General features: G+C 63.7%; 18 protein-coding genes and 1 tRNA gene. 7 read left to right on the forward strand and 12 right to left on the reverse strand.

Annotated elements, in window-relative coordinates:
- Positions 1-37: 37 nt before the first annotated feature.
- Entirely contained in the window at positions 38-1,093 is a 1,056-nt protein-coding gene (locus VLA65_RS09550; RefSeq protein WP_332602361.1) for a matrixin family metalloprotease, read from the reverse strand.
- Positions 1,094-1,171: 78 nt separating this feature from the next.
- Positions 1,172-1,582, reverse strand: a complete 411-nt coding sequence (locus tag VLA65_RS09555) for a hypothetical protein (RefSeq protein ID WP_332602362.1) — start codon at positions 1,580-1,582, stop codon at positions 1,172-1,174.
- 248 nt (positions 1,583-1,830) lie between these two features.
- Between VLA65_RS09555 and VLA65_RS09560 the strand changes: the two genes are divergently transcribed.
- Together VLA65_RS09560 and VLA65_RS09565 are read left to right on the forward strand one after the other, a co-directional pair.
- Complete coding sequence (locus VLA65_RS09560) at positions 1,831-2,007, forward strand: CsbD family protein (RefSeq protein ID WP_059388645.1); 177 nt, start codon at positions 1,831-1,833, stop codon at positions 2,005-2,007.
- 188 nt (positions 2,008-2,195) lie between these two features.
- Positions 2,196-2,687, forward strand: a complete 492-nt coding sequence (locus VLA65_RS09565) for a DUF7793 family protein (RefSeq protein ID WP_306962689.1) — start codon at positions 2,196-2,198, stop codon at positions 2,685-2,687.
- A 146-nt stretch (positions 2,688-2,833) separates the two neighbouring features.
- Here the strand turns inward: VLA65_RS09565 and VLA65_RS09570 are convergent, their stop codons facing one another.
- From VLA65_RS09570 to VLA65_RS09595, 6 genes are all read right to left on the reverse strand, one after another.
- Positions 2,834-3,673 (reverse strand): aldo/keto reductase, encoded by an 840-nt coding sequence (locus VLA65_RS09570; protein WP_284988783.1) that lies wholly within the window; start codon positions 3,671-3,673, stop codon positions 2,834-2,836.
- Between the two features lie 116 nt (positions 3,674-3,789).
- A complete protein-coding gene (locus VLA65_RS09575) occupies positions 3,790-4,242 on the reverse strand; it encodes a hypothetical protein (RefSeq protein ID WP_284988782.1) in 453 nt (150 codons plus the stop codon).
- An 8-nt stretch (positions 4,243-4,250) separates the two neighbouring features.
- The gene (locus VLA65_RS09580; RefSeq protein ID WP_059388643.1) at positions 4,251-4,904 is read right to left on the reverse strand and encodes a bacterial proteasome activator family protein; all 654 of its coding nucleotides are present in this window, start codon (positions 4,902-4,904) and stop codon (positions 4,251-4,253) included.
- Between the two features lie 26 nt (positions 4,905-4,930).
- Complete coding sequence (locus VLA65_RS09585) at positions 4,931-5,389, reverse strand: GNAT family N-acetyltransferase (protein WP_332602363.1); 459 nt, start codon at positions 5,387-5,389, stop codon at positions 4,931-4,933.
- A gap of 34 nt (positions 5,390-5,423) precedes the next feature.
- Entirely contained in the window at positions 5,424-6,005 is a 582-nt protein-coding gene (locus VLA65_RS09590) for a PadR family transcriptional regulator (RefSeq protein WP_332602364.1), read from the reverse strand.
- A gap of 36 nt (positions 6,006-6,041) precedes the next feature.
- Positions 6,042-7,025, reverse strand: a complete 984-nt coding sequence (locus VLA65_RS09595) for an NAD(P)H-quinone oxidoreductase (protein WP_332602365.1) — start codon at positions 7,023-7,025, stop codon at positions 6,042-6,044.
- Between the two features lie 112 nt (positions 7,026-7,137).
- On the opposite strand from VLA65_RS09595, the gene VLA65_RS09600 reads away from it, so the two are divergent.
- Positions 7,138-7,225: transfer RNA gene (locus VLA65_RS09600), tRNA-Ser, on the forward strand.
- A 91-nt stretch (positions 7,226-7,316) separates the two neighbouring features.
- On the opposite strand, the gene VLA65_RS09605 is transcribed toward VLA65_RS09600, so the two are convergent.
- Both VLA65_RS09605 and nirD read right to left on the reverse strand, forming a co-directional pair.
- Entirely contained in the window at positions 7,317-8,579 is a 1,263-nt protein-coding gene (locus tag VLA65_RS09605; RefSeq protein WP_332602366.1) for a plasmid pRiA4b ORF-3 family protein, read from the reverse strand.
- A 52-nt stretch (positions 8,580-8,631) separates the two neighbouring features.
- Positions 8,632-9,006, reverse strand: a complete 375-nt coding sequence (gene nirD / locus VLA65_RS09610; RefSeq protein WP_332602367.1) for a nitrite reductase small subunit NirD — start codon at positions 9,004-9,006, stop codon at positions 8,632-8,634.
- A 279-nt stretch (positions 9,007-9,285) separates the two neighbouring features.
- On the opposite strand from nirD, the gene nirB reads away from it, so the two are divergent.
- On the forward strand, positions 9,286-11,898 hold the full coding sequence (gene nirB, locus VLA65_RS09615) for a nitrite reductase large subunit NirB (RefSeq protein ID WP_332602368.1): 2,613 nt from the start codon (positions 9,286-9,288) through the stop codon (positions 11,896-11,898).
- Between the two features lie 37 nt (positions 11,899-11,935).
- Here nirB and VLA65_RS09620 read toward each other — a convergent pair whose 3' ends face one another.
- Positions 11,936-12,709 carry a potassium channel family protein gene (locus VLA65_RS09620; RefSeq protein ID WP_332602369.1) on the reverse strand — a complete coding sequence of 258 codons (774 nt, stop codon included), beginning with the start codon at positions 12,707-12,709 and terminating at the stop codon, positions 11,936-11,938.
- 109 nt (positions 12,710-12,818) lie between these two features.
- Here VLA65_RS09620 and VLA65_RS09625 point away from each other — a divergent pair, with 109 nt between their 5' ends.
- Together VLA65_RS09625 and VLA65_RS09630 are read left to right on the forward strand one after the other, a co-directional pair.
- Positions 12,819-13,697 carry an undecaprenyl-diphosphate phosphatase gene (locus VLA65_RS09625; protein ID WP_284988775.1) on the forward strand — a complete coding sequence of 293 codons (879 nt, stop codon included), beginning with the start codon at positions 12,819-12,821 and terminating at the stop codon, positions 13,695-13,697.
- Between the two features lie 123 nt (positions 13,698-13,820).
- Complete coding sequence (locus VLA65_RS09630) at positions 13,821-14,600, forward strand: VOC family protein (RefSeq protein WP_059388636.1); 780 nt, start codon at positions 13,821-13,823, stop codon at positions 14,598-14,600.
- Positions 14,601-14,734: 134 nt separating this feature from the next.
- On the opposite strand, the gene VLA65_RS09635 is transcribed toward VLA65_RS09630, so the two are convergent.
- Positions 14,735-16,726: an FAD/NAD(P)-binding protein gene (locus tag VLA65_RS09635; protein WP_332602370.1), complete on the reverse strand. Its 1,992-nt coding sequence runs from the start codon at positions 16,724-16,726 to the stop codon at positions 14,735-14,737.
- A gap of 59 nt (positions 16,727-16,785) precedes the next feature.
- Here VLA65_RS09635 and VLA65_RS09640 point away from each other — a divergent pair, with 59 nt between their 5' ends.
- Positions 16,786-19,047 (forward strand): prolyl oligopeptidase family serine peptidase, encoded by a 2,262-nt coding sequence (locus VLA65_RS09640; protein ID WP_284988773.1) that lies wholly within the window; start codon positions 16,786-16,788, stop codon positions 19,045-19,047.
- The last annotated feature ends 131 nt before the right edge of the window (positions 19,048-19,178 follow it).

The following is a 19,178-nucleotide window of genomic DNA, read 5'->3' on the forward strand; positions in this document are numbered from 1 at the left end:
AGCGCATCGTAGGATAGAGCATGCCTGTCCCGCTCCCTTACAAAGTGGGCTGGCACTTTCCTTGGCCAACGAGGGAGAGTCCGGTGAGGTCGCCGGCGCCGAACGAAACCACTCCTAGGGTCTCCGAGGGATTCATGATCTGGCTAGGGTCGTTGACATGGTCCAGGCCAACCACGTGACCGAGCTCGTGCTCGATCACGGCCCTCACCTGTTCCGTTCCGAGTTCCGCCGACATCCGTTGGAGTGCAGGGCCGTTCAGCTCCACCTGCCCGCTGACGTAGGTGAAGCCGGTATTCCCAAAGCTGACAGCTTCGCTGCCTCCCAGGCCCATGACAGTTTCCCCTTGCGCGGGATTCGTGAATTTCGGTTGTTCGGCGTGGGTCTCCCAGGCGATGAGCACCGGAGCCCAACGGTCCCCGTACCGATCCTTCTGATATGACCGATGGCCCGCGGACGGAGCCTCTGCCGTGTCGCCGTCGTTGACGAAGGTCAGTCCAGTTGCGTGGGAGATCGCAGTGACAGCTTCCTGGATGAGCTCGGGGCCGACTGCCGGTGAGTTGTCGGGGCGGGTGACGTAATGGATCGCCCGGCACGGATCATAGGTGACCGGACTGCCGTCCTCACCCTTCTGCAGGAAGGCGTATGACTTGCTGGTCACGGTCAGCGGTGCAGGCTGACCAAGGGGGCCCGGGTTTTCCCCGATACCCGCCGGTGGATGATCCTTTGCCTGGAGCGCCGCCGCGCCGGCTGCAGGACCGCCGGGTGCCAAGGGCCCGATCGCACCCGGATTGGCGATGCCATTTAGTCCACCAAGTCCGTTCAGCCCGGGCACAAAGGGGCCTACGAAATAGAGCCCAGCCAGAAGCACAACAATCCCGGCGACGATCGAAGCAGCTCTAGCAACCCGCCGCAGTTTCTTGGGTCGCGGGGTAGGATCAGCTGCTTCGCGCCAGGCAGTCGGCGTCGGCGTACCTTCTCCCAGCATTTCTTCGAGCTTCCACAGCGGAATACGTTCCGGCACTTTCCGTGGCCCAGATGCCGAGCCTCCGGTGATCTCCCCGAAGATGCCTTCGTTGTCCCTCGAATCCCCCATCGTCAGAGTTTATCCCCCGTCCGAACAGACATCCCATATTCCGGGCCGCATCAAGGGCCTTCGGAACAACGCGCGCTCTTAGGTCATCGGAAATACTCTGAATCCATCCTTGGACCGGCTTACGCCCCAGAGCAAGACGGACCCTTCGAGCCTTCGGACGGCGATGGACCGTTGGACGCTCAAGATGTCCACATCCTGCGGGTAGTCGCACTCGGTGTGCGCTGTGAACTCTTCTGCGAATCTGCGGTCGAAGATGAGAGCAAGCCCCTTCCACTTCCGTTTCTCGTACGTGGACAACCCGAAAGAGAAAGCCATCGCGATTCCCGCGACGATGAACAGAGGCCATTTGGGAAGTTCAGCCGACCCGAACAAGGTGACACCCGACAGGATCCAGAACAGGAGGAAGAAAACTCCCGACATGATCCTGACGGCTCTGTATTTCCTCGCTTCGGGGAATGCAACAGTGAAGCCCGTGCGACGATCATCCATGAGGCGCCCCGATCCGCGTTGCAAAGTGCGTTTCTTGCTAGTGAACCAAGAATGTCGAACCGACGATAGAACCTGGCCTTATCCGGCGGGGTGCCTCCGGAGTGACGGCAACGTCGTCGAGTCCCCGGGGTGGTAGAGGCGCCTAGCCATCGGGAAGGCCGAATCGGATTTGAAATCCAAACCCGAAGCATGCTTAGTATGTAGTAACGGCCGTATCGATCGGCTGCCGAACCAGAGGAGGAAACACCATGGGACTAGGCGACAAGATTGAGAACGCTGCCGAGAAGGCTGGCGGCAAGGGCAAGGAAGCTGCCGGGAACGCCACAGGCGATGAAAACCTGAAGGCGGAAGGCAAGGCCGACCAAGCCAAGGGCGATTTGAAGCAGGCCGGCGAGAAGGTCAAGGACGCCTTCAAAAAGGACTGACCTGACCCGTAAAGCAAAGGGCGCATCCCAGCGGGGTGCGCCCTTCGCCGTGCCCGTAACTCGATTCCAGACAGGCTCCCGCGGGCAAACACTCCGCATACTTACCAATCATGGACGCCGGGCAACCTCACCGTTACTGTGATCACACCCGATGTTGCTCATCCGGGGATTGCGTCAATGGAGTCGCAGTGAAATCACATCTGGGGGATTTGATGACAACACTGGTCCAGTCCGAGGGCGAATTACACCACGACGCAGAGGTCAACACCGTTTCCGGCGTGGACGGCGGTGGAGCGGGGTTCAGCCCTGAACATGAAAATGTCAGGATTGAGGACGCAGGTGAAGGGATCCTCAGGATCATTTTGCGCCCAGGAGGCCGAATCACCGCAGAAGACGGGGGTCTTGTCCAGGAGCGGTACCTGGCGCTGACGGGCGGAAGGGGCGCTGCGGTCCTACTTCAGGTCATCGGCGTCGAGTCTGTCAGCCGCGACGCCGTCCGATTCTTCAGCGAAGCGGCCACTATCACGGCCTTCGCGATTCTGGGTAGCACGCCGGTGGATCGTGTCATTGCCCACGGCAGGCACGGGCTCCCCGCACCGCAGTGCCCCACCCGGTATTTCTCCGATGAACAAGAAGCCTTGGGGTGGTTGCGCGAGCTGCGTGCTGATGCCGCAAAATAGGCACCAGGACGTCTTCGAAGTACACCGCCCCAAGCGCTCCCCTCCGGGCAAGGCGGGGTCACTTACGGCCCATTTGGTGCCGCTGAATGGGCCGTAAGTGACCCCGCGTTGCGAGATCCCGCGTTGTGAACTGCGCGAGTTAAGAACTATGCGAAGTCCGAGACTGCCGGATCCGGTCCGATGCGGCCTTCGGCGCCTCGGTCCAGGCCGTTGATGGCCTCGATGTCGGCCTCATCCAAGGTGACGCCAAGGGCTGCGAAGTTCTCCTGGATCCGGGACTCGGTCACGGACTTGGGGATCACAACGTTGCCGATCGCGAGGTGCCAAGCGATAACCACCTGCGCCGGGGTGGCGCCGTGCTTGGCAGCAATCTGTGCGATGGCGGCGTTCTCAAGGAGCTCGCCACCCTGGCCAAGAGGCGACCAGGCCTGCGTCAAAATGCCCCGCGCAGCGGCGAACTCACGGAGTTCAGACTGGTTGAAGAACGGGTGCAGCTCGATCTGGTGGATCGCCGGAACCACGCCGGTCTCGTCGATCAGGCGCTGCAGGCCTTCCTTGCTGAAGTTGGAGACGCCGATGGACTTGATGCGTCCGCGCTTCTGGAGCTCGATGAGGGCCTTCCACGTGTCCACGAACTTGTCCTGCTTGGGCTGCATCCAGTGGATCAGGTACAGGTCAAGGGTTTCCAAGCCGAGGCGGTTCATGGACTCTTCGAAAGCCGCGAGCGTGGACTCGTAGCCCTGGTCCGCATTCCACAGCTTGGTGGTGATGAAGATTTCCTCGGGCTTGAGGCCGGAGGATGCTATGGCGCGTCCTACACCTGCCTCGTTGCCGTAGATCTTGGCGGTATCGATGTGGCGGTAGCCGGCGTCGAAGGCCTGACGCACTACCTTTTCGGCTACATCGTCCTCAACCTGCCACACCCCGTAGCCGAGCTGGGGGATGGAGTTGCCGTCGTTAAAAGTAAGGTTCGGTGACGAAGTCATGGCTTCCATCCTGCCAGCCGTGCACACGGGGTGGCTACGGATTCCAGCCCCTCTAAGCTAGGCGCTTAATAGTTGTTACGTGGGAATAGACGCGTCTGCACCTAACTCGCCGAACTCTATGAGCCGGCTTTGGTCCCGAGCAACCGTTCGGCTTCCTCGACGTGCTCGTAAACGGCTTCGGCGCGTCGCCGTACCGAAGCCGCACCCACAGGAACGGGCCCGACGGCGAGACGCAGCATCGCGGCCGCCTCCGCCGTCGTGGCAAGAGAGTTACCCGCTTTGGACAGCGCGCGATGGACACCTGCGAGCGATCCCGGAATATCCAGCCCGTCACTGGGCGAACGGAGCTGGGCCTCCACGCAGACCGCACGTACCCTGGACGACAAGTCCGCCAGTTCGTTGGCAATGGCTACGAGTTCGCCGTAGAGCTGCTCGTCTTCGACACCTTCCAGCACCTGGTGATAGCGATCAAGGCCGCGGTGAAAGCGGTCGTGGGCACGGCGCCACAATCCTTTGCCAAGTTCAGCGTCATCCTTCCGCCCCTGCCGGACGGCCCCAAAGAATCCCAAACCAGCGCTCAGAGGTACTGGCCCGGACCGTGGTCCGGATCTTCAACTCGAGCAGGTTTGCCTGGTTCCGCTTCTTTGCCGGGAAGGTGGGCACGCTGGGGCTCACCGTTCTCCCCGATAACGACTCCGGGAGCAATCATGGTTCCGGGCGGGAGCTGGCGAAGCTGCAGCTGGGCAACAGCGTGCTCCCGGGCTGCCTGCTGGGCGGCGATGGCGGTCTGGATTCCGTGGAACAAGCCCTCGAGCCAGCCGACAAGCTGCGCCTGCGCAATCCGGAGCTCAGCGTCGGAAGGGGTCGCATTTTCAGGGAAAGGGAGGCTGATACGTTCCAGCTCCTCCACTAGTTCCGGAGCGAGGCCCTCTTCCAGCTCTTTGATGGAGCGTTCGTGGATCGCGGCAAGGCGTCCGCGCGCTGCCTCGTCCAGGGGAGCGCTCTTCACTTCTTCGAGGAGCTGGCGGATCATGGTGCCGATCCGCATGACCTTGGCTGGTTCGTCGACGAGGTCCTGGAGGGTGCTGCCCTTCTTGGCGCCAGGCTTCCCGTCGGCCCTGGGGCCCGCTTCCGATGTGCTCTGTGCCGTGCCAGCGTCCAAGGTTGTGCCCTCCACCGGGATGTCGTCAAAACTCTCGCCACTGGGTTGAGTGTCGTCCTGATCGCTCATGCGTTCATACTCTCATGTGCCGCAACTCAGCCCAGCGCCTTGACCAGTATTTCGCCTTCGTCCTTAGCGAAACCACATTTTTCGTAGAAACCCGTTGCATAGAGGTTGGCCGGGACCCAGACTTCTTCCAGCCCGTGTTCCCGCATCCACTCCTCCATGACTGCCAGAAGGGACCGGCCGATACCGCGGCGGCGCCACTGCGCATGGGTCCCCATTTCCATGAGGAGCAGTTCCGCCCAGGGCCCGGCATTACGGCGGCGCTGAATGCAGCAGTGGAGGAATCCCACCATCCCCCCGCCGAGCTCAGCCAGCCAAAACAGCACGGCGGCGTCGCCCAGGAAGGAGCGGGCGCCGTCGTACGTCAACGCGCCCGACGGCGGGACTGAAGGATCTTCGTCGAACAAGTTATCCATCTCCGCCAGGCTGATCAGCGCGCTGGCGTCGTCGGGGCCAAGCAGGCGGATCCGGACGTCGGCATTCGTCAATGTTTCGATGTCAGCACCTCCCCTGCGGAGCAGTCTATGCGGTGGTTGTCCCGTTGCCTCGGACGATTCCGATCACGCCGTTGCTGGCGCCATTGGACTGCTGGACCAGCCTGGCTTCGCAAAGATCCAGCCAGCGGGCCTCCGCCTCGGCATGAAAGATCAGGGAGTCCAGGACAAGCAGCCTGGCGGTGTCGGTCACTCTTTGGTTGGCGGCCAGGTCCTTGCGGTCCTGGGTGTACTCCTGCAGTTCCCGCAGGGATATCTCACGTTGGGCCTGGATGAGAGCGTGTGCGTCGGTCCCCGCCGTCGAGACGGCCAACGCCAGCTTGATGGCCAATTCGTTCCTCGGCGGCGCTCCACGATCCACCGCAGTTGAAAACCATCGGCGGATCTCCGCAGTCCCCGCGTCGGTGATGCTGAAAAGCACGTGGCCTCGGCCGTCGTCGCCCTCTTTGCGGACCAAAGCGTCGCGCTCCAGCCGGTTCAACGTGGTGTACACCTGCCCGATGTTCAGCGGCCAGACGGCTCCCGTGCGTTCCTCGAACGCCGCCCGCAATTGGTAGCCGTAGCGTGGTTGCTCCTGAAGCAATGCCAGGATGCTGTACCGGATGGACATCGCTCTCCTTCGTGCTGCCGGTTTTTGCGGATGTCGCTAGAGCAGCAGAAGGACCTTGCCCATGTGCTCGCCGGAATCGAAGTACTGGTGGGCTTCGCGGACCTGCTCCAAAGGGAACGACTTGGCCACAAGCGGCTTGATCCGGCCGTCGGCCAGCATCGGCCAGACCGATTCGCGGACGGCGTTCATAATGACACCTTTTTCGGCGACCGGCCGCGGGCGCAGCGCTGTGCCGATGATCGCCGCACGTTTGCTGACCAGCTGGCCGAGGTTGAGTTCGCCCTTGACGCCACCTTGCAGCCCGATCACCACCAGCCTTCCGTAGTCCGCGAGTGCTTCCACGTTTTGCTGCAGGTATTTGGCACCGACGACGTCGAGAATCACGTCCGCGCCTTTGCCGCCGTTTTGTGCCTTGAGGCTTTCGGCGAAATCTTCTTCCGCGTAGTTGATGGCGATGTCGGCTCCGAGGAAGGCTTTCGCGGTTCCGACCTTTTCGGCCGTTCCGGCCGTCGTCGCGACCGTGGCACCGTACGCTTTGGCGAGTTGGATGGCCATGGTGCCGATGCCGCCAGTGGCGCCGTGGATCAGTACCGTCTCACCCGCTTGCAGTTGTGCAGTCATGATGAGGTTCGAGTACACCGTGGCGGCTACCTCAGGCAAGGACGCGGCGGTGACCAGATCCACGCCGTCGGGCAATCGCAAGACCTGCTCCGCGGGGACAGCAACCTGCTGTGCATAGCCGCCACCCGAAAGCAGCGCCACTACCTTGTCACCCACGGAAAACGGTTTGCTCACCTCGGGCCCGAACGCTGCAATCCGGCCGGAGACTTCAAGGCCTGGAATGTCGGACGCTCCCGGTGGTGGCGGGTAGAAACCACGGCGCTGCTGGACATCGGCCCTGTTGAGACCTGCGGCGACGACGTCGATGAGAACCTCGCCGGGGCCGGGAACCGGAGCAGGGACGTCGCGGATTTCCAGAACCTCGGGTCCGCCCGGTTCGGAGATGTAGACGGCTTTCATAGAGTGCTCCCGATCTTGCTCAGTGCAATTGGCCTTTCAGACACCTTAACCGCGTTAATCGCGGAGGCAGGTTTTTGGCACAGCCAACTCCCTATGAAACACTACTAGGCAGGGAAGGTTGTCCGAGCGGCCTAAGGAGCTGGTCTTGAAAACCAGTGTGCGGTAACCCCGCACCAAGGGTTCAAATCCCTTACCTTCCGCGTGGCGCGCTTTAAGGCGCGAACTGGCAGCAGATGCCCACAGAATCGCTTCTTGTGGGCATCTGCTGCTTTTTCGACGGCGATAGCCAGTTCAGTAGCTGCGGTCCCCGAATCGGCGCTGCACGTCGAGCAGGAACTTGAGCCCGCCGTCAGACAGTTCCGAGTTCCGGAGACTCCAGCTGGCCGACTCCCGCAACGCCAGGCACCGGAGGGTCCGGCTGTTGTCCAGATCCAGGTGCCAGGCGTCATCCAAGGGAATCTCGGTGCCGCCAGGCATCCGGTAACCCTTTGCGTGGAGCGCCGACTGAATCACTTCCCGGCGCACGTTGTACGGGGGCGCCTCGCCGCTAACAGCCCAATGGACCAGCAGGCGCATGACCTCTTTGTCGACGCCGTGCTGCGGAAAGGCGAACCGCTCGGCCAGATAGTCCCACAGGGCTGCAGGATCCTGCACAGCGTGACGGCCAGCGGGGGTGAGGACCAGCCTTCCTTTGAACTTGCGTAACAGTTTCCAATCCTGCAGTTGTTCACGAAGGTCCAGGATCGGAACAACGTTGTTTTCATTTCGCCCCGGCATCGGCCACTCATCATCCCAGCCGAGCTGGGTCATGGCCCGTTTGACTATTGCGGGTTTGAGGTAGCCGGCGGATGTCAGTTCCAGCCCGTCCGGGTGTGCTGCATTTAGAAACCACGAAACCGGGCCAAGGACGGTCTCCCTGTCTTCCGGTGTAGCGTCGCCCGGCCAGATCCGTCGTGCCAGTTGGCGCAGCTGCCCATTCACCGCGACGAGATCGAAGTCGGTGGGGTCGAAATCGGCTGCCGGCTGATGGGTTACCAATTCGAGCCACTTCGCGCACTGGCCATGCTCGGAGTGGCCAGGGTTGCCAAGCACGGCCACCACATTCGCGTAGCCCGCTGCCCCGCCGGAGTCTTCCAGGGGTCCCCGCATCGCGCCATCGAGGCAGGCAACGGTGTTTTCAGGGAGAGTGGCCGGGCCCACGACCTCGATCTCGTGAATCCACGAATCACCAAAATCGTACTCGTACTCCAGCGGAGCTTTACCCGGCCGGGCCGGGTCAATGAGCTCAAGCAGCCCGACATCGGCAGCAAGCTCGGCGCCGGGTTGCACGCCGTCGTCGTCGGTTCCGATGATGATCCGGCGGACGCCCTTACGATCGACACCGCTAACGCCGTAAAGGTGGCAATCCTTCCAACCGAAGGCCGTCTGAATGCTTCCGTGCAGCACAGCGACGGTGGCCGACTCGGGGAGGACCACCCGCCTCCAAATGAGCGGATCAGTATCGCGAATTTCTATGCGGAGCTCGACTGCGGGAAACTGCTTGGGTGCGTCCATATCGGCCATTCTGCCAGTAGGGGCAGCGACGCCGGGACGCCCCTGATGCAGCCTAGACGGCTACTTCGACATATCCGTCCACCAAACGGGTGGCGTAGCTTGCAAGCCGCAGTTCGGGGTTGGTAAAGCATTCGCCGGTTTCCAGGTCGTACACCTCTTTGTGAAGCGGCGAGGCGATCGTGGGACGGCTGCCCCTGGAACCGACGATTCCCCGCGCCATGACGTTGGAGAGGGTTGCGGGGTCCTGCTGGGATACGGCCAGGACTTGATCCGGCGTGGTGCGGAAGAGCGCTACTTGCCTGCCTCCGACCAGGGCAGCTTCGCCCCAGGCCGGTTCCAGCTCGTCGATCGCGCAGACGCGGTGCCAGCCGGACGCGGTCGGTGCGCTCTGCTGTTGTTCCTTTTCACGATCCAGAATTACGGTCATTTCAGCCCCTATCGCTTAGCCTGCCGGTCCGGCGGATCCAATTCCGCCATCCGGCACGGGCCGTTTGCGGCCACAACTTCACGGTAGGCCCGCCATGTTTCGCCGGAATGCAATCAATGTGTCCTGCTCGTAAAGGAGACCTCACATAACCGCAATCCTCACCGTGATGCCGAAGTTAAGCCCCCGAAACAAAAGGGAAACTGACGCGAAACTGCGCGTCTTTAGTCTGAAGTGACAAGTCGCGGATGACGGTTCTGCGGCACATGCGAAAGGCCGCCAGTGACCGGACATACTTCCCCTTCAGAGAACCCGCGCCGCATTGTCGTCGCGGGCGGAGGCCCTGCGGCCCACCGTTTTGCCGATGCCATGCATACCCGCGGCCTCGAGGGCTGGCACGTCACGGTCCTGACCGAGGAAGCGCACCTTCCCTACGACCGGGTCACGCTGAGCAAGGCGCTCATCGAGGTGGACTACGACCTCACCCTCGGGCATGCATCGATGTGGGACCACGAAGCCCTGGACCTGCGCACTGGCGAGCGGGTAGTCAAGATCAACCCCGAAGCCAAGTCCGTGGAAACCGCTGCCGGCAACAGCTACGAATACGATGCACTCGTGGTCGCGACGGGTTCGAACGCCGCGCGCCTCCCGATCCCGGGCGCCGAACACACCCACGTCTACCGAACGCTCGAAGACGTCTGGGCCATCAACAAGGCGATCACCGAACTCACCGCGAAACTGGGACGCAGGATCAAAGCCGTCACAATCGGCGGCGGCCTCCTGGGCCTTGAATCGGCCGCCGGGACTGAGCGGCTTGGCGCCACCCCGATCGTCATCGACGGTGCGCCATGGCTGATGGCCACGCAGCTCGACGAAGGCGCTGGCCAGGCAATGGGCCGGCTCATCAAGGACAAAGGCTTCGAAATCCACGGCGGCGTGTTCCCCTCGGAAGTATTGTCCGACGACGGCCAGGTCACCGGCGTCCTCATGGCTGACGGCCGCATCATCGACGCCGACATCGTGATCGTCGCGATCGGGGTCAGGCCCCGCGACGAGCTCTTCCGTGCAGCGGAGGGTGAGGAGCAGGTCTTTACGATTGGCCCTCGCGGCGGTGTTGTCATTTCCGATGGTTGCGAAACCGAGATCCCCGGCATCTTCGCCATTGGTGAAGTCGCCAACTTCGATGGCATGTGCCTGGGGCTCGTGGCTCCGGCGAACACGATGGCTGAGATCGTGGCCGACCGGCTGCACGGCAGCCAAGCGACGTTCCCGGGTTTCGACACCGCCACCAAGCTCAAGCTCTCCGGCGTGGACGTGGCCAGCTTCGGCGATGCGTTCGCCAAGACCGAGCACTCCCTGGAGATCGTGTACGCCGACCCCGCACGCGGCGTCTACCAGAAGATCGTCACCACTGACGATGCCAAGACCCTCCTCGGCGGGATCTTCGTCGGCGACGCCACCCCGTACATGAGCCTGCGCCCCCTGCTGGGCCGGGAACTGCCCGCCGAACCCGGCGCCTACCTCACCGCGGCCGGCGGGGACGCCCCCGAGACCGAACTCCCGGACGACGCGATCCTGTGCTCCTGCAACAACGTGGCCGCAGGATCTATCCGGGACGCCGTCAACGCGTGCGGGACATGCGAAGGCAAGGAGCCGGTCCACGACGTGCCAGGCCTCAAGGCCTGCACCCGGGCCGGCACCCAGTGCGGCTCCTGCGTCGCGATGATCAAGAAGCTCCTCGAAGGGGAACTAAAGAAGTCCGGCATCGAAGTCTCCAAGGCCCTGTGCGAGCACTTCGAGCTCTCCCGGCAGGAGCTCTTCGACGCCATCCGCGTGCTGGAGCTGACCTCCTTCGAGGACATCCTGGCCAAATACGGCACCGGCGCGGGCTGCGACATCTGCAAGCCCACCATCGCGTCCATCCTGGCCTCCCAGCATTCCGCGTACGTGCTCGACGCCGGCCGCGGCACCTTGCAGGACACCAACGACCGCGCACTGGCCAACATGCAAAAGGACGGCACCTACTCGGTGGTCCCCCGCATCCCGGGCGGGGAGATTACACCGGACAAGCTCGTGGTCATCGGGACGATCGCCAAGAAGTACGGCCTCTACACGAAGATCACCGGTGGGCAGCGGATCGACATGTTCGGGGCCCGCCTCGAACAGCTCCCGGAGATCTGGGGCGAGCTCATTGACGCAGGCATGGAATCCGGCCAGGCTTACGGCAAGAGCCTGCGCACCGTGAAATCCTGCGTGGGCTCCACGTGGTGCCGCTTCGGTGTGCTCGACTCTGTTTCCATGGCCATCAACCTCGAGCTGCGCTATCGGGGACTGCGCAGCCCGCACAAACTCAAAATGGGCGTCTCCGGTTGCGCCCGCGAATGCGCCGAAGCCCGTGGCAAGGACGTCGGCGTGATCGCGACTTCGGAAGGCTGGAACCTATACGTCGGCGGCAACGGCGGCGCGAACCCCGCCCACGCCCAGCTCCTTGCCGGCGGCTTGGACGACGAGACCCTGGTGAAGTACATCGACCGCTACTTCATGTACTACATCCGCACCGCCGACCGGCTTCAACGCACCGCCCGCTGGCAGGAAGAGCTCGACGGCGGCCTGGAGCACGTGCGCCAGGTGGTCGTCGAGGACTCGCTCGGCATCGCCGACGAGCTCGAGGCCGCCATGGCCAAGCACGTCGGGTCCTACGAGGACGAGTGGGCCGCGACCCTGAAGGACCCGGAACGGCTGCGCCGCTTCCGTTCCTTCGTCAACGCCCCCGAGCAGGAAGATGAGGCCATCGTCTTCGTCCCGGAACGCGGCCAGATCCGTCCGGCCACCAACGAAGAGAAGAGCGCCGTCTTGATTTCTTCCGCGAGCATCCCGGTCCGCGGAAGGGACTAAGGACGCACCTCGACGGCGAGCTACGGGGACGGGCGGGCTAAGGCGGCGGCGAGTGGTCGCCGCGGGCTCCGACCACGCCGCCTCGTAGCTCGCCGTCAGCGTTTTCCAGAAGCGCGCTCAAGCGCTCGACCTGCTCAGCCAGCCGGCGAATCTCCTGCTTCATGGGTTCCTCGGCGACTGTCGCGGCCGCCGCAGCTCCGGAAGAGACTTGTTCAACGAGCCAAGAGGCAACCGATGCGGTCACGACGCCCAGGACGGCGATTCCGCAAACCATCAAGCCGCCGGCAACGCAGCGTCCCACCACCGTCACCGGGTAGTGGTCCCCGTAGCCGACGGTGGTGATGGTGACCATCGCCCACCAGATGGCGTCGCCAAAGTTGGTGATGTTAGCGCCGGCGGCGTTCTCCTCCGCATCAAGCACGGCGAGCGCACCACAGTACGTCAGGAGGGCCGCGGACCCGAGGACGAAAGTGAGGATCCGGCCTCGCATGGCGTTCCCGGCTGTGCGATGAAGCAGCTTCAGGAGTGTCACGAGCCGCAACAACCTCAAGGGCCTGAGGACCGGGAGTGCCAGGATCAGCAATTCGTGCAGGTTCCGCACGAACCACTTGGCGCGCCGCCGCGCCAAGACGAGGCACATCGCATAGTCCAGGGCAAACACCAGCCACGTGACCCAAATGATGGTGTCAACAACCGTGGATTGGGCCTCGCTGAGATTGGCAATCACCTGGAATGAATAGGCCACCAGGAACAGCACCACTGCCGCCACCATGGGCCATTCGGAAACCTGCCGCCATCGTTCTTGGGTCATTGGTCGATATTAGCCACCTACCCTATCGACCGCGTTCACCTGCTGGCACCCGGCTGCCTCCCAGCAAACGTTCATCTCGCAGTAACCGGTACTGGCTAGGATCGAGCCCATGATTAATATGATCCAGGCCATCGTCATGGGCCTGCTGCAGGGAATCACCGAGCTCTTCCCGATTTCCAGCCTCGGCCACAGCGTCATCCTGCCCAAGCTCTTCGGTTGGGGCCTGGACCAGAAGGCGCCGGAATTCCTGAACTTCCTCATTGCCACCCACCTGGCTACAGCAATTGTGCTGTTCTTCTTCTTCCTCCGGGACTGGATTGAGATTGCCAAGGGCCTTGGCCGTTCAATCCGGGACAGGAAGATTGCTCCGTCAGACACGTATGCAAAGCTCGGCTGGCTCCTCGTGGTTGGAACCGTGCCTGCGGGAATCATCGGTTTGGTCCTGGAGAAGCCTATCCGGAACCTCTTCGGTTCCCCGCTGATCGCCGCGGCCTTCCTGGTGGTCAACGGTCTGGTCCTTTTCGGGGCCGAACGCCTGCGGACAAGAGACAGCCGCCGTGCCGCGGAGCAGCCCGCCACCGCAACGGCTTCCGACGCCGAAATCGCCACCCTGCCGTGGAAGCGCGCCTTGGCAATCGGAACGGCCCAGGCAGCCGCCCTGATCCCGGGCATCTCCCGCTCCGGCTCGTCCATGGCCGGCGGTTTGCTGTCCGGGCTGAACAACGAGAACGCCGCGCGCTTCAGCTTCCTGCTCGCCACGCCGATCATCGGCGCGGCCGCCGTGCTCAAGCTGCCTGACCTTTTCACTCCGGCCATGGCCGACGAGCGTGGCGTGTTCCTGGTGGGGGCGCTGTGCGCGGGTGTCGCCGCATGGTTCGCCACCAAGTTCCTGCTTCGCTTCTTCGAGACCCGGACCCTGACACCGTTTGCCATCTACTCGGTGGTCGGCGGAGCGATCTACTTCATTTTGATGCTCGTCATGGGCTAGGGTCCGCTAATGGCATCGAGCCAAGGCATTGAAACTGTCAGAGGCCCCGCATAGGGTTTTGTCTGTCTCCACCACCCACACATGAAACCGTGGAACAACCGCGGTAACGACACAGGAGAAAACATGCCCACGCCTGACATCACCCCCGGCTCACCTTGCTGGATCGACCTGATGACCTCGGACCCGGAGAAGGCAAAGTCCTTCTACAACACGCTCTTCGGCTGGACCTACGAGACCGGGGATCAGGAAAAGTACGGTGGCTACATCACCGCCTCGAAGGACGGCAAGATGGTGGCCGGGATCATGCAGAAGCAGGAAAACATGGGCCAGATGCCCGATGTCTGGTCCACTTACCTGCGGACTGACGACATCAAGGCCACCACCGAAGCAGCCCTCGCCAACGGCGGCCAGGTCTACATGGAACCCATGGAAGTTCCGGACCAGGGAACCATGGCCATGTACGCGGATTCCTCCGGAGCGGCCATCGGTGCCTGGCAGTTCGGCGAGATGAAGGGCTATCAGCTGGCTGCCGAAACAGGCGCGCCGGCCTGGCACGAGCTCTTCGCCAAGGAGTACGACTCGGCCGTTTCCTTCTACCAAAACGTCTTTGGTTGGGAAACCACCGTCGTGGGCGACACCCCGGAGTTCCGTTACACGACGCTCGGTGAGGGCGACAACTCCAAGGCAGGCATCATGGATGCCTCCGGTTTCCTCCCTGCCGAGGTGCCGTCCTACTGGGGCGTCTACTTCGCGGTGGACAAGGTCGATGACACCATCGAGCAGGCCGTCTCCCTGGGCGCCACCGTGGTCCAGGCGGCTGAGGACACCCCCTACGGCCGGATGGCCACCCTGACCGACCCGACGGGTGCGATCTTCAAACTCATCCAAAACCAGGCTGCATAAGCCCAACCGCCAGGCGCAGCCCGCTACCGCCAGAGAGCATGCTCTCCCCCGGGACCGACGAGTGGACATATCAGGCTTATGTCCACTCGTCGGAACCGGCAGGGAGCGTGCTCAGTCTTATTGGTGGAACATGCTCATTTTTGGAGCGGAAGGCCGAGCATGTCCCTGGCAATTTCGTCGGCGTCGCGGAGGGTCCGTTGGCCACTCCGATAGCCGCGACCATCGGAAGGCCGGGCCTCGGCTGCGATGGCCGTACCCCATTGCGTGGAAGAAAGCTGCAGGCCAAGGGCGTACATTCCCGGAGTCACGGAACCGTTGGCACCCACCACGCGGTACGGATGCGGCTCGACATCCAAGCCGGACGTCTGCACCGGCGTTCCCTCGGCAGTCATCATCACCTTGGGCCGCACCAATCCGTCGGCGAGCAACTGCCGCAGGAACGGAGAAACACTCACGCCTACCCGGTTCGCCGGGGACATGGCCTCAATCAGGATCCTGGCTTCCGCGGCGTCGTCGTGCACCCAAGCAGATACCGCCCGGAAGACGCGCTGGGAACGGTCGACGCTGAACCGCGGATCCGGGCCCACAAAACTCACGACGCCGGCACGCGCCAAAGCGGCCAATTGTTCGGCGCGCAGCGCTGGAGGACCGCTCGCGAGCCCCTCAACGAAGGATTCGAACCAGCCGCGCAGCTCGCCCACCCACGATTCGTCCGTGATACCGCCGTCGGCCACGGCGCTCTTCAGGATGGCCCGTCCGGTGTGCAACGCACCGATGGCCATCTTCACGGGATCCGACTCTCCCAGGGCGGAGCGGCGGGCGTCATCGTCCAGATAGTCCACGACGGCGGCGTCGAGTTCCTTCCTGGACGCGAAGGAATGCCCGGCCAAGGGCGCCGCGAGGCCCAGCAGGTCAAGGCGGCGCGACGATGCAACATGGGTGGAGACCAACTCGGCGACATGGTTTTCCCAGCGCCCGGTGGCATGCGCGTGGGGCTGCAACAAGTCTTCGAGAGCGGCCAGGAATTCCGTCGCATCAGACACGGCCACGGGCTCGGCCACAACCAGCGTTGAGTAGTAGGCCCACAAGGCGTCGCGATGCAGGAGGGGCCAAAGGTCATGGTCGAAGCCAGGCTGGATGCCGGCCGCGGCGAAGCGTTCCACCGCGCTCTCGGTCAGATACCGCAAGCGCACGGACTTGGGATAGTAACCGTCCAGCCCGGCCTTGGCCCGGTACGGAGTGCCGCGCCTGGATGCCGCAATGATCTTCGGTTCCTGGCCCGAAGGCAGGTACTTGAGCTTCCCATGGAGACCGCCTTCGGCCGGCACGAACTGTCCGCCGCGGCCTTCGGTCAGCTGGCCCATGACGTCGAAGAAATTCAGCCCCATGCCCCGGACCAAGACCGTCTCCCCCGCAGGGACCAACGCCCAGTCCACATCGGCCGGAGCGGCCGGCGGCACATACAGCAGCCCGAGCTCCGCCGCCACCTCCCTGAACGAACGCTGCTCCGGGTTGAGCCGGGACTCAAGGTGGCCCAGCGCGAGGACGAGGGAATCCACGGTGAGCCGAGCGCCGTCGTCGAGTTCGACGTCGAACCCTCCGCCCGCTGGCTTGCCCGGCGAACCGTCCGTCGGGCCTCCCGGCAGTGGATGCGCCGCCACGGCGTTGCTTCGGTGGAAGGCGATCTCCACTCCGGCCGGGACACGGTCCAGCAGTTCCTCAAGAGTCGAACGGAGATACCGTCCGTAAAGGGCGCGGCTGGGAAAGTCGTGGGAGGCGAGCGAGGCAAGTTCGGCCCGTTCCTCGGAGCTCAGGCCTTGACCGCCGACGGACTGCTTCTCCGTCCGCCACTGCTCAAAAGAGCCCCCGGCGAGGGGCGGCGCGAGTTGCTCGTCCTCGGGAATCAGTGTGGGGTAGAAGGACTGCGTGTTCATGAGGTAGAGCCGGGACTGATCGGGCTGCCAGACGTGCCCGGGACCGGCCGGGTAGGGGTCCACGACATCGATGTGCAGGGAGCGTGTGTGCGTTTCAGTCGCGGCCCAATTGGCGAGCAATCGCTCCAGCACACTGGTGCCGCGGGGACCTGCCCCGATCAGCCCAACCCGGATGTTCTGCGATTTACCCACGCCCAAGCCTAACTTCTTGTGACTTGCTTCCTGCTCAGACAGTCACTCTAGGATGAGGCATGACCACCACAGCAGCTGATCAAGCGCCCGCGCCCGACAACGAAACTGCCCAGGGTACCGCAATCGCCCCCGAACCTGTCGACGAGAATATCTGGCTCGAAGACATTCATGGCGAGGAACAGCTGGCCTGGGTGCGGGAGCAAAATGCCCGCACCGAAGACTTGCTCGACGACGCCGAATACACCGCGCTGGAAGCCGGAATCCTGGAGGTTCTGGACTCCACGGACAGGATCGCCATGGTCAACAAGCGCGGCGAGCACTACTACAACTTCTGGAAAGACCAGCAGAACCCCAAGGGCCTCTGGCGCCGGACCACGTGGGAAAGCTACCTCAGCGACGCCCCGGAATGGGACGTGCTGCTCGACATCGATGCGCTGGCCGCCGCCGAGGGCGAAGAATGGGTTTTCCACGGCGCCAACTTCCTGCGCCCGGCCGAAGGCGAACCGCACCGCCTCGCCATCATCGCCCTCTCCCCCGACGGCGGCGACGCCAACCGCCACCGCGAGTTCGACGTCGAAACCCGCACCTTCGTGGACCCTGCCGCAGGCGGTTTCGACCTTTCGACCGCGAAGGGCAACGTGAGCTGGCTCGACGCCGACACCTTGCTGGTTGCCACGACCGCCGACGGCCTGCCTAAAACCAGCTCGTCGTACGCGCGCACCGGTGTGAAGCTCCGTCGTGGCCAATCCCTGGCCGAAGCCGAGCGGATCTTCGAGATCCCCGAAGACCACATGATGGCGCTCGTCGCCCGCGACTCCACCCCGGGCTTCGAACGCACTTTCGCGGTGGACTGGATCGACTTCTTCAACCGGACCACGTCCGTGCTGCGCGATGACGCGTGGCTGGCCATCGATGTGCCCACCGACGTGAACCTCAGTTCCCACCGCGAATGGCTCATGTTCCGTCCTCGGCAGGACTGGAACGTGGACGGAACCACCTATCCTGCCGGATCCCTGTTGGCCGCCGACTTTGAGGGCTACCTGTCCGGGACACGTGACTTCACGGTGCTTTTCACCCCGGATGAGCACACCTCCCTCCAGTCATGGAGTTGGACCCGGAACTACCTCCTCCTGAACCTGCTGCACGACGTCTCGTCCGAGATCAGGGTGCTCGACCCGGCCCGCAAGGACTCCACCGGCGGGTGGGCCTCCACTTTATTGGATGCGTGCCCGCCGCTCCATGATGTGAACGCCTACGCCGTCGACGACGAGGACGAAGCAGAAGGCGACGACGCCGGAAACGACTACTGGCTCGTCGCTACCGGCTTCACCACCCCCACGACGCTCATGCGCGGCACCCTGTCCCCGGGTATCGCCAGTTACACGCTCGACGCAGGCCACGACGGCGGGGTGGCGAGCACGCACGCGGTAGTGAAGTCCTCGCCGTCGTTCTTCAACGAGGCGGACTACGAGGTCCAGCAGCACTTCGCCACCTCAGCGGACGGCACGCGCGTGCCCTATTTCCAGGTGGCGTCCAAAGACCTGGACCTCGACGGCGAGAACCCAACGCAGCTATCTGGCTACGGCGGGTTCGAGGTCTCAAGGACCCCCGCCTACAGCGGAGCCATCGGGCGCGCCTGGCTGGAACGCCGGAGCGAAGGCATTGCGCCCGACGACGGTTCCGCACCGCATTCACGCGGCGGCGTCTACGTCGTAGCCAACATCCGCGGCGGCGGCGAGTACGGTCCCGCGTGGCACAGCGCTGCCTTGCAGGCGAATCGACACCGCGCGTTCGAGGACTTCGCCGCTGTGGCACGGCACCTCATTTCGCGGGGTGTCACCAGTCCGCGGAGGCTCGGCTGCGTGGGCGGCTCCAACGGCGGACTGCTGGTGGGCAACATGCTCACCCAGTACCCTGAGTTGTTCGGAGCCGTCTCCTGCGGTGTCCCCTTGCTGGACATGCGCCGTTACACCAAGCTTTCGGCCGGCTACTCCTGGATTGCCGAGTACGGCGACCCCGACGTCCCGGAGCAGTGGGAGTACATCCGCACCTTCTCCCCGTACCACCTGCTGCGCGACGGAGTGGACTACCCGGAGACGTTCATCTGGACAGCCACCTCCGATGACCGGGTAGGCCCGGTCCAGGCACGGAAGATGGCCGCCCGGATGCAGGCAATGGGGATCCCGAACGTGTGGTTCCACGAAGCCCTCGAAGGCGGTCACGCGGGAGCGTCGGACAACCGCCAGGCGGCCTCGCTCCAAGCCCGCAGCCAGCACTTCCTGTGGCGTGCTCTTGCGGGCAAGGAGGGTTCACGGCACTAACGCCCTCAACGATGGAGCGCCCGACGGCGGCCCGCGTCGGGTCCGGCAGGCGGCGTGGCGGCGCCCGACGGCGGCCCGCGTCGGGGTCCGGCAGGCGGCGGCGCGGCGCCCGACGGCGGCCCGCGTCCCCG

The sequence above is a fragment of the Arthrobacter sp. S2(2024) genome (assembly GCF_036662515.1).
In the GTDB taxonomy this organism is placed as follows: Bacteria; Actinomycetota; Actinomycetes; order Actinomycetales; family Micrococcaceae; genus Arthrobacter.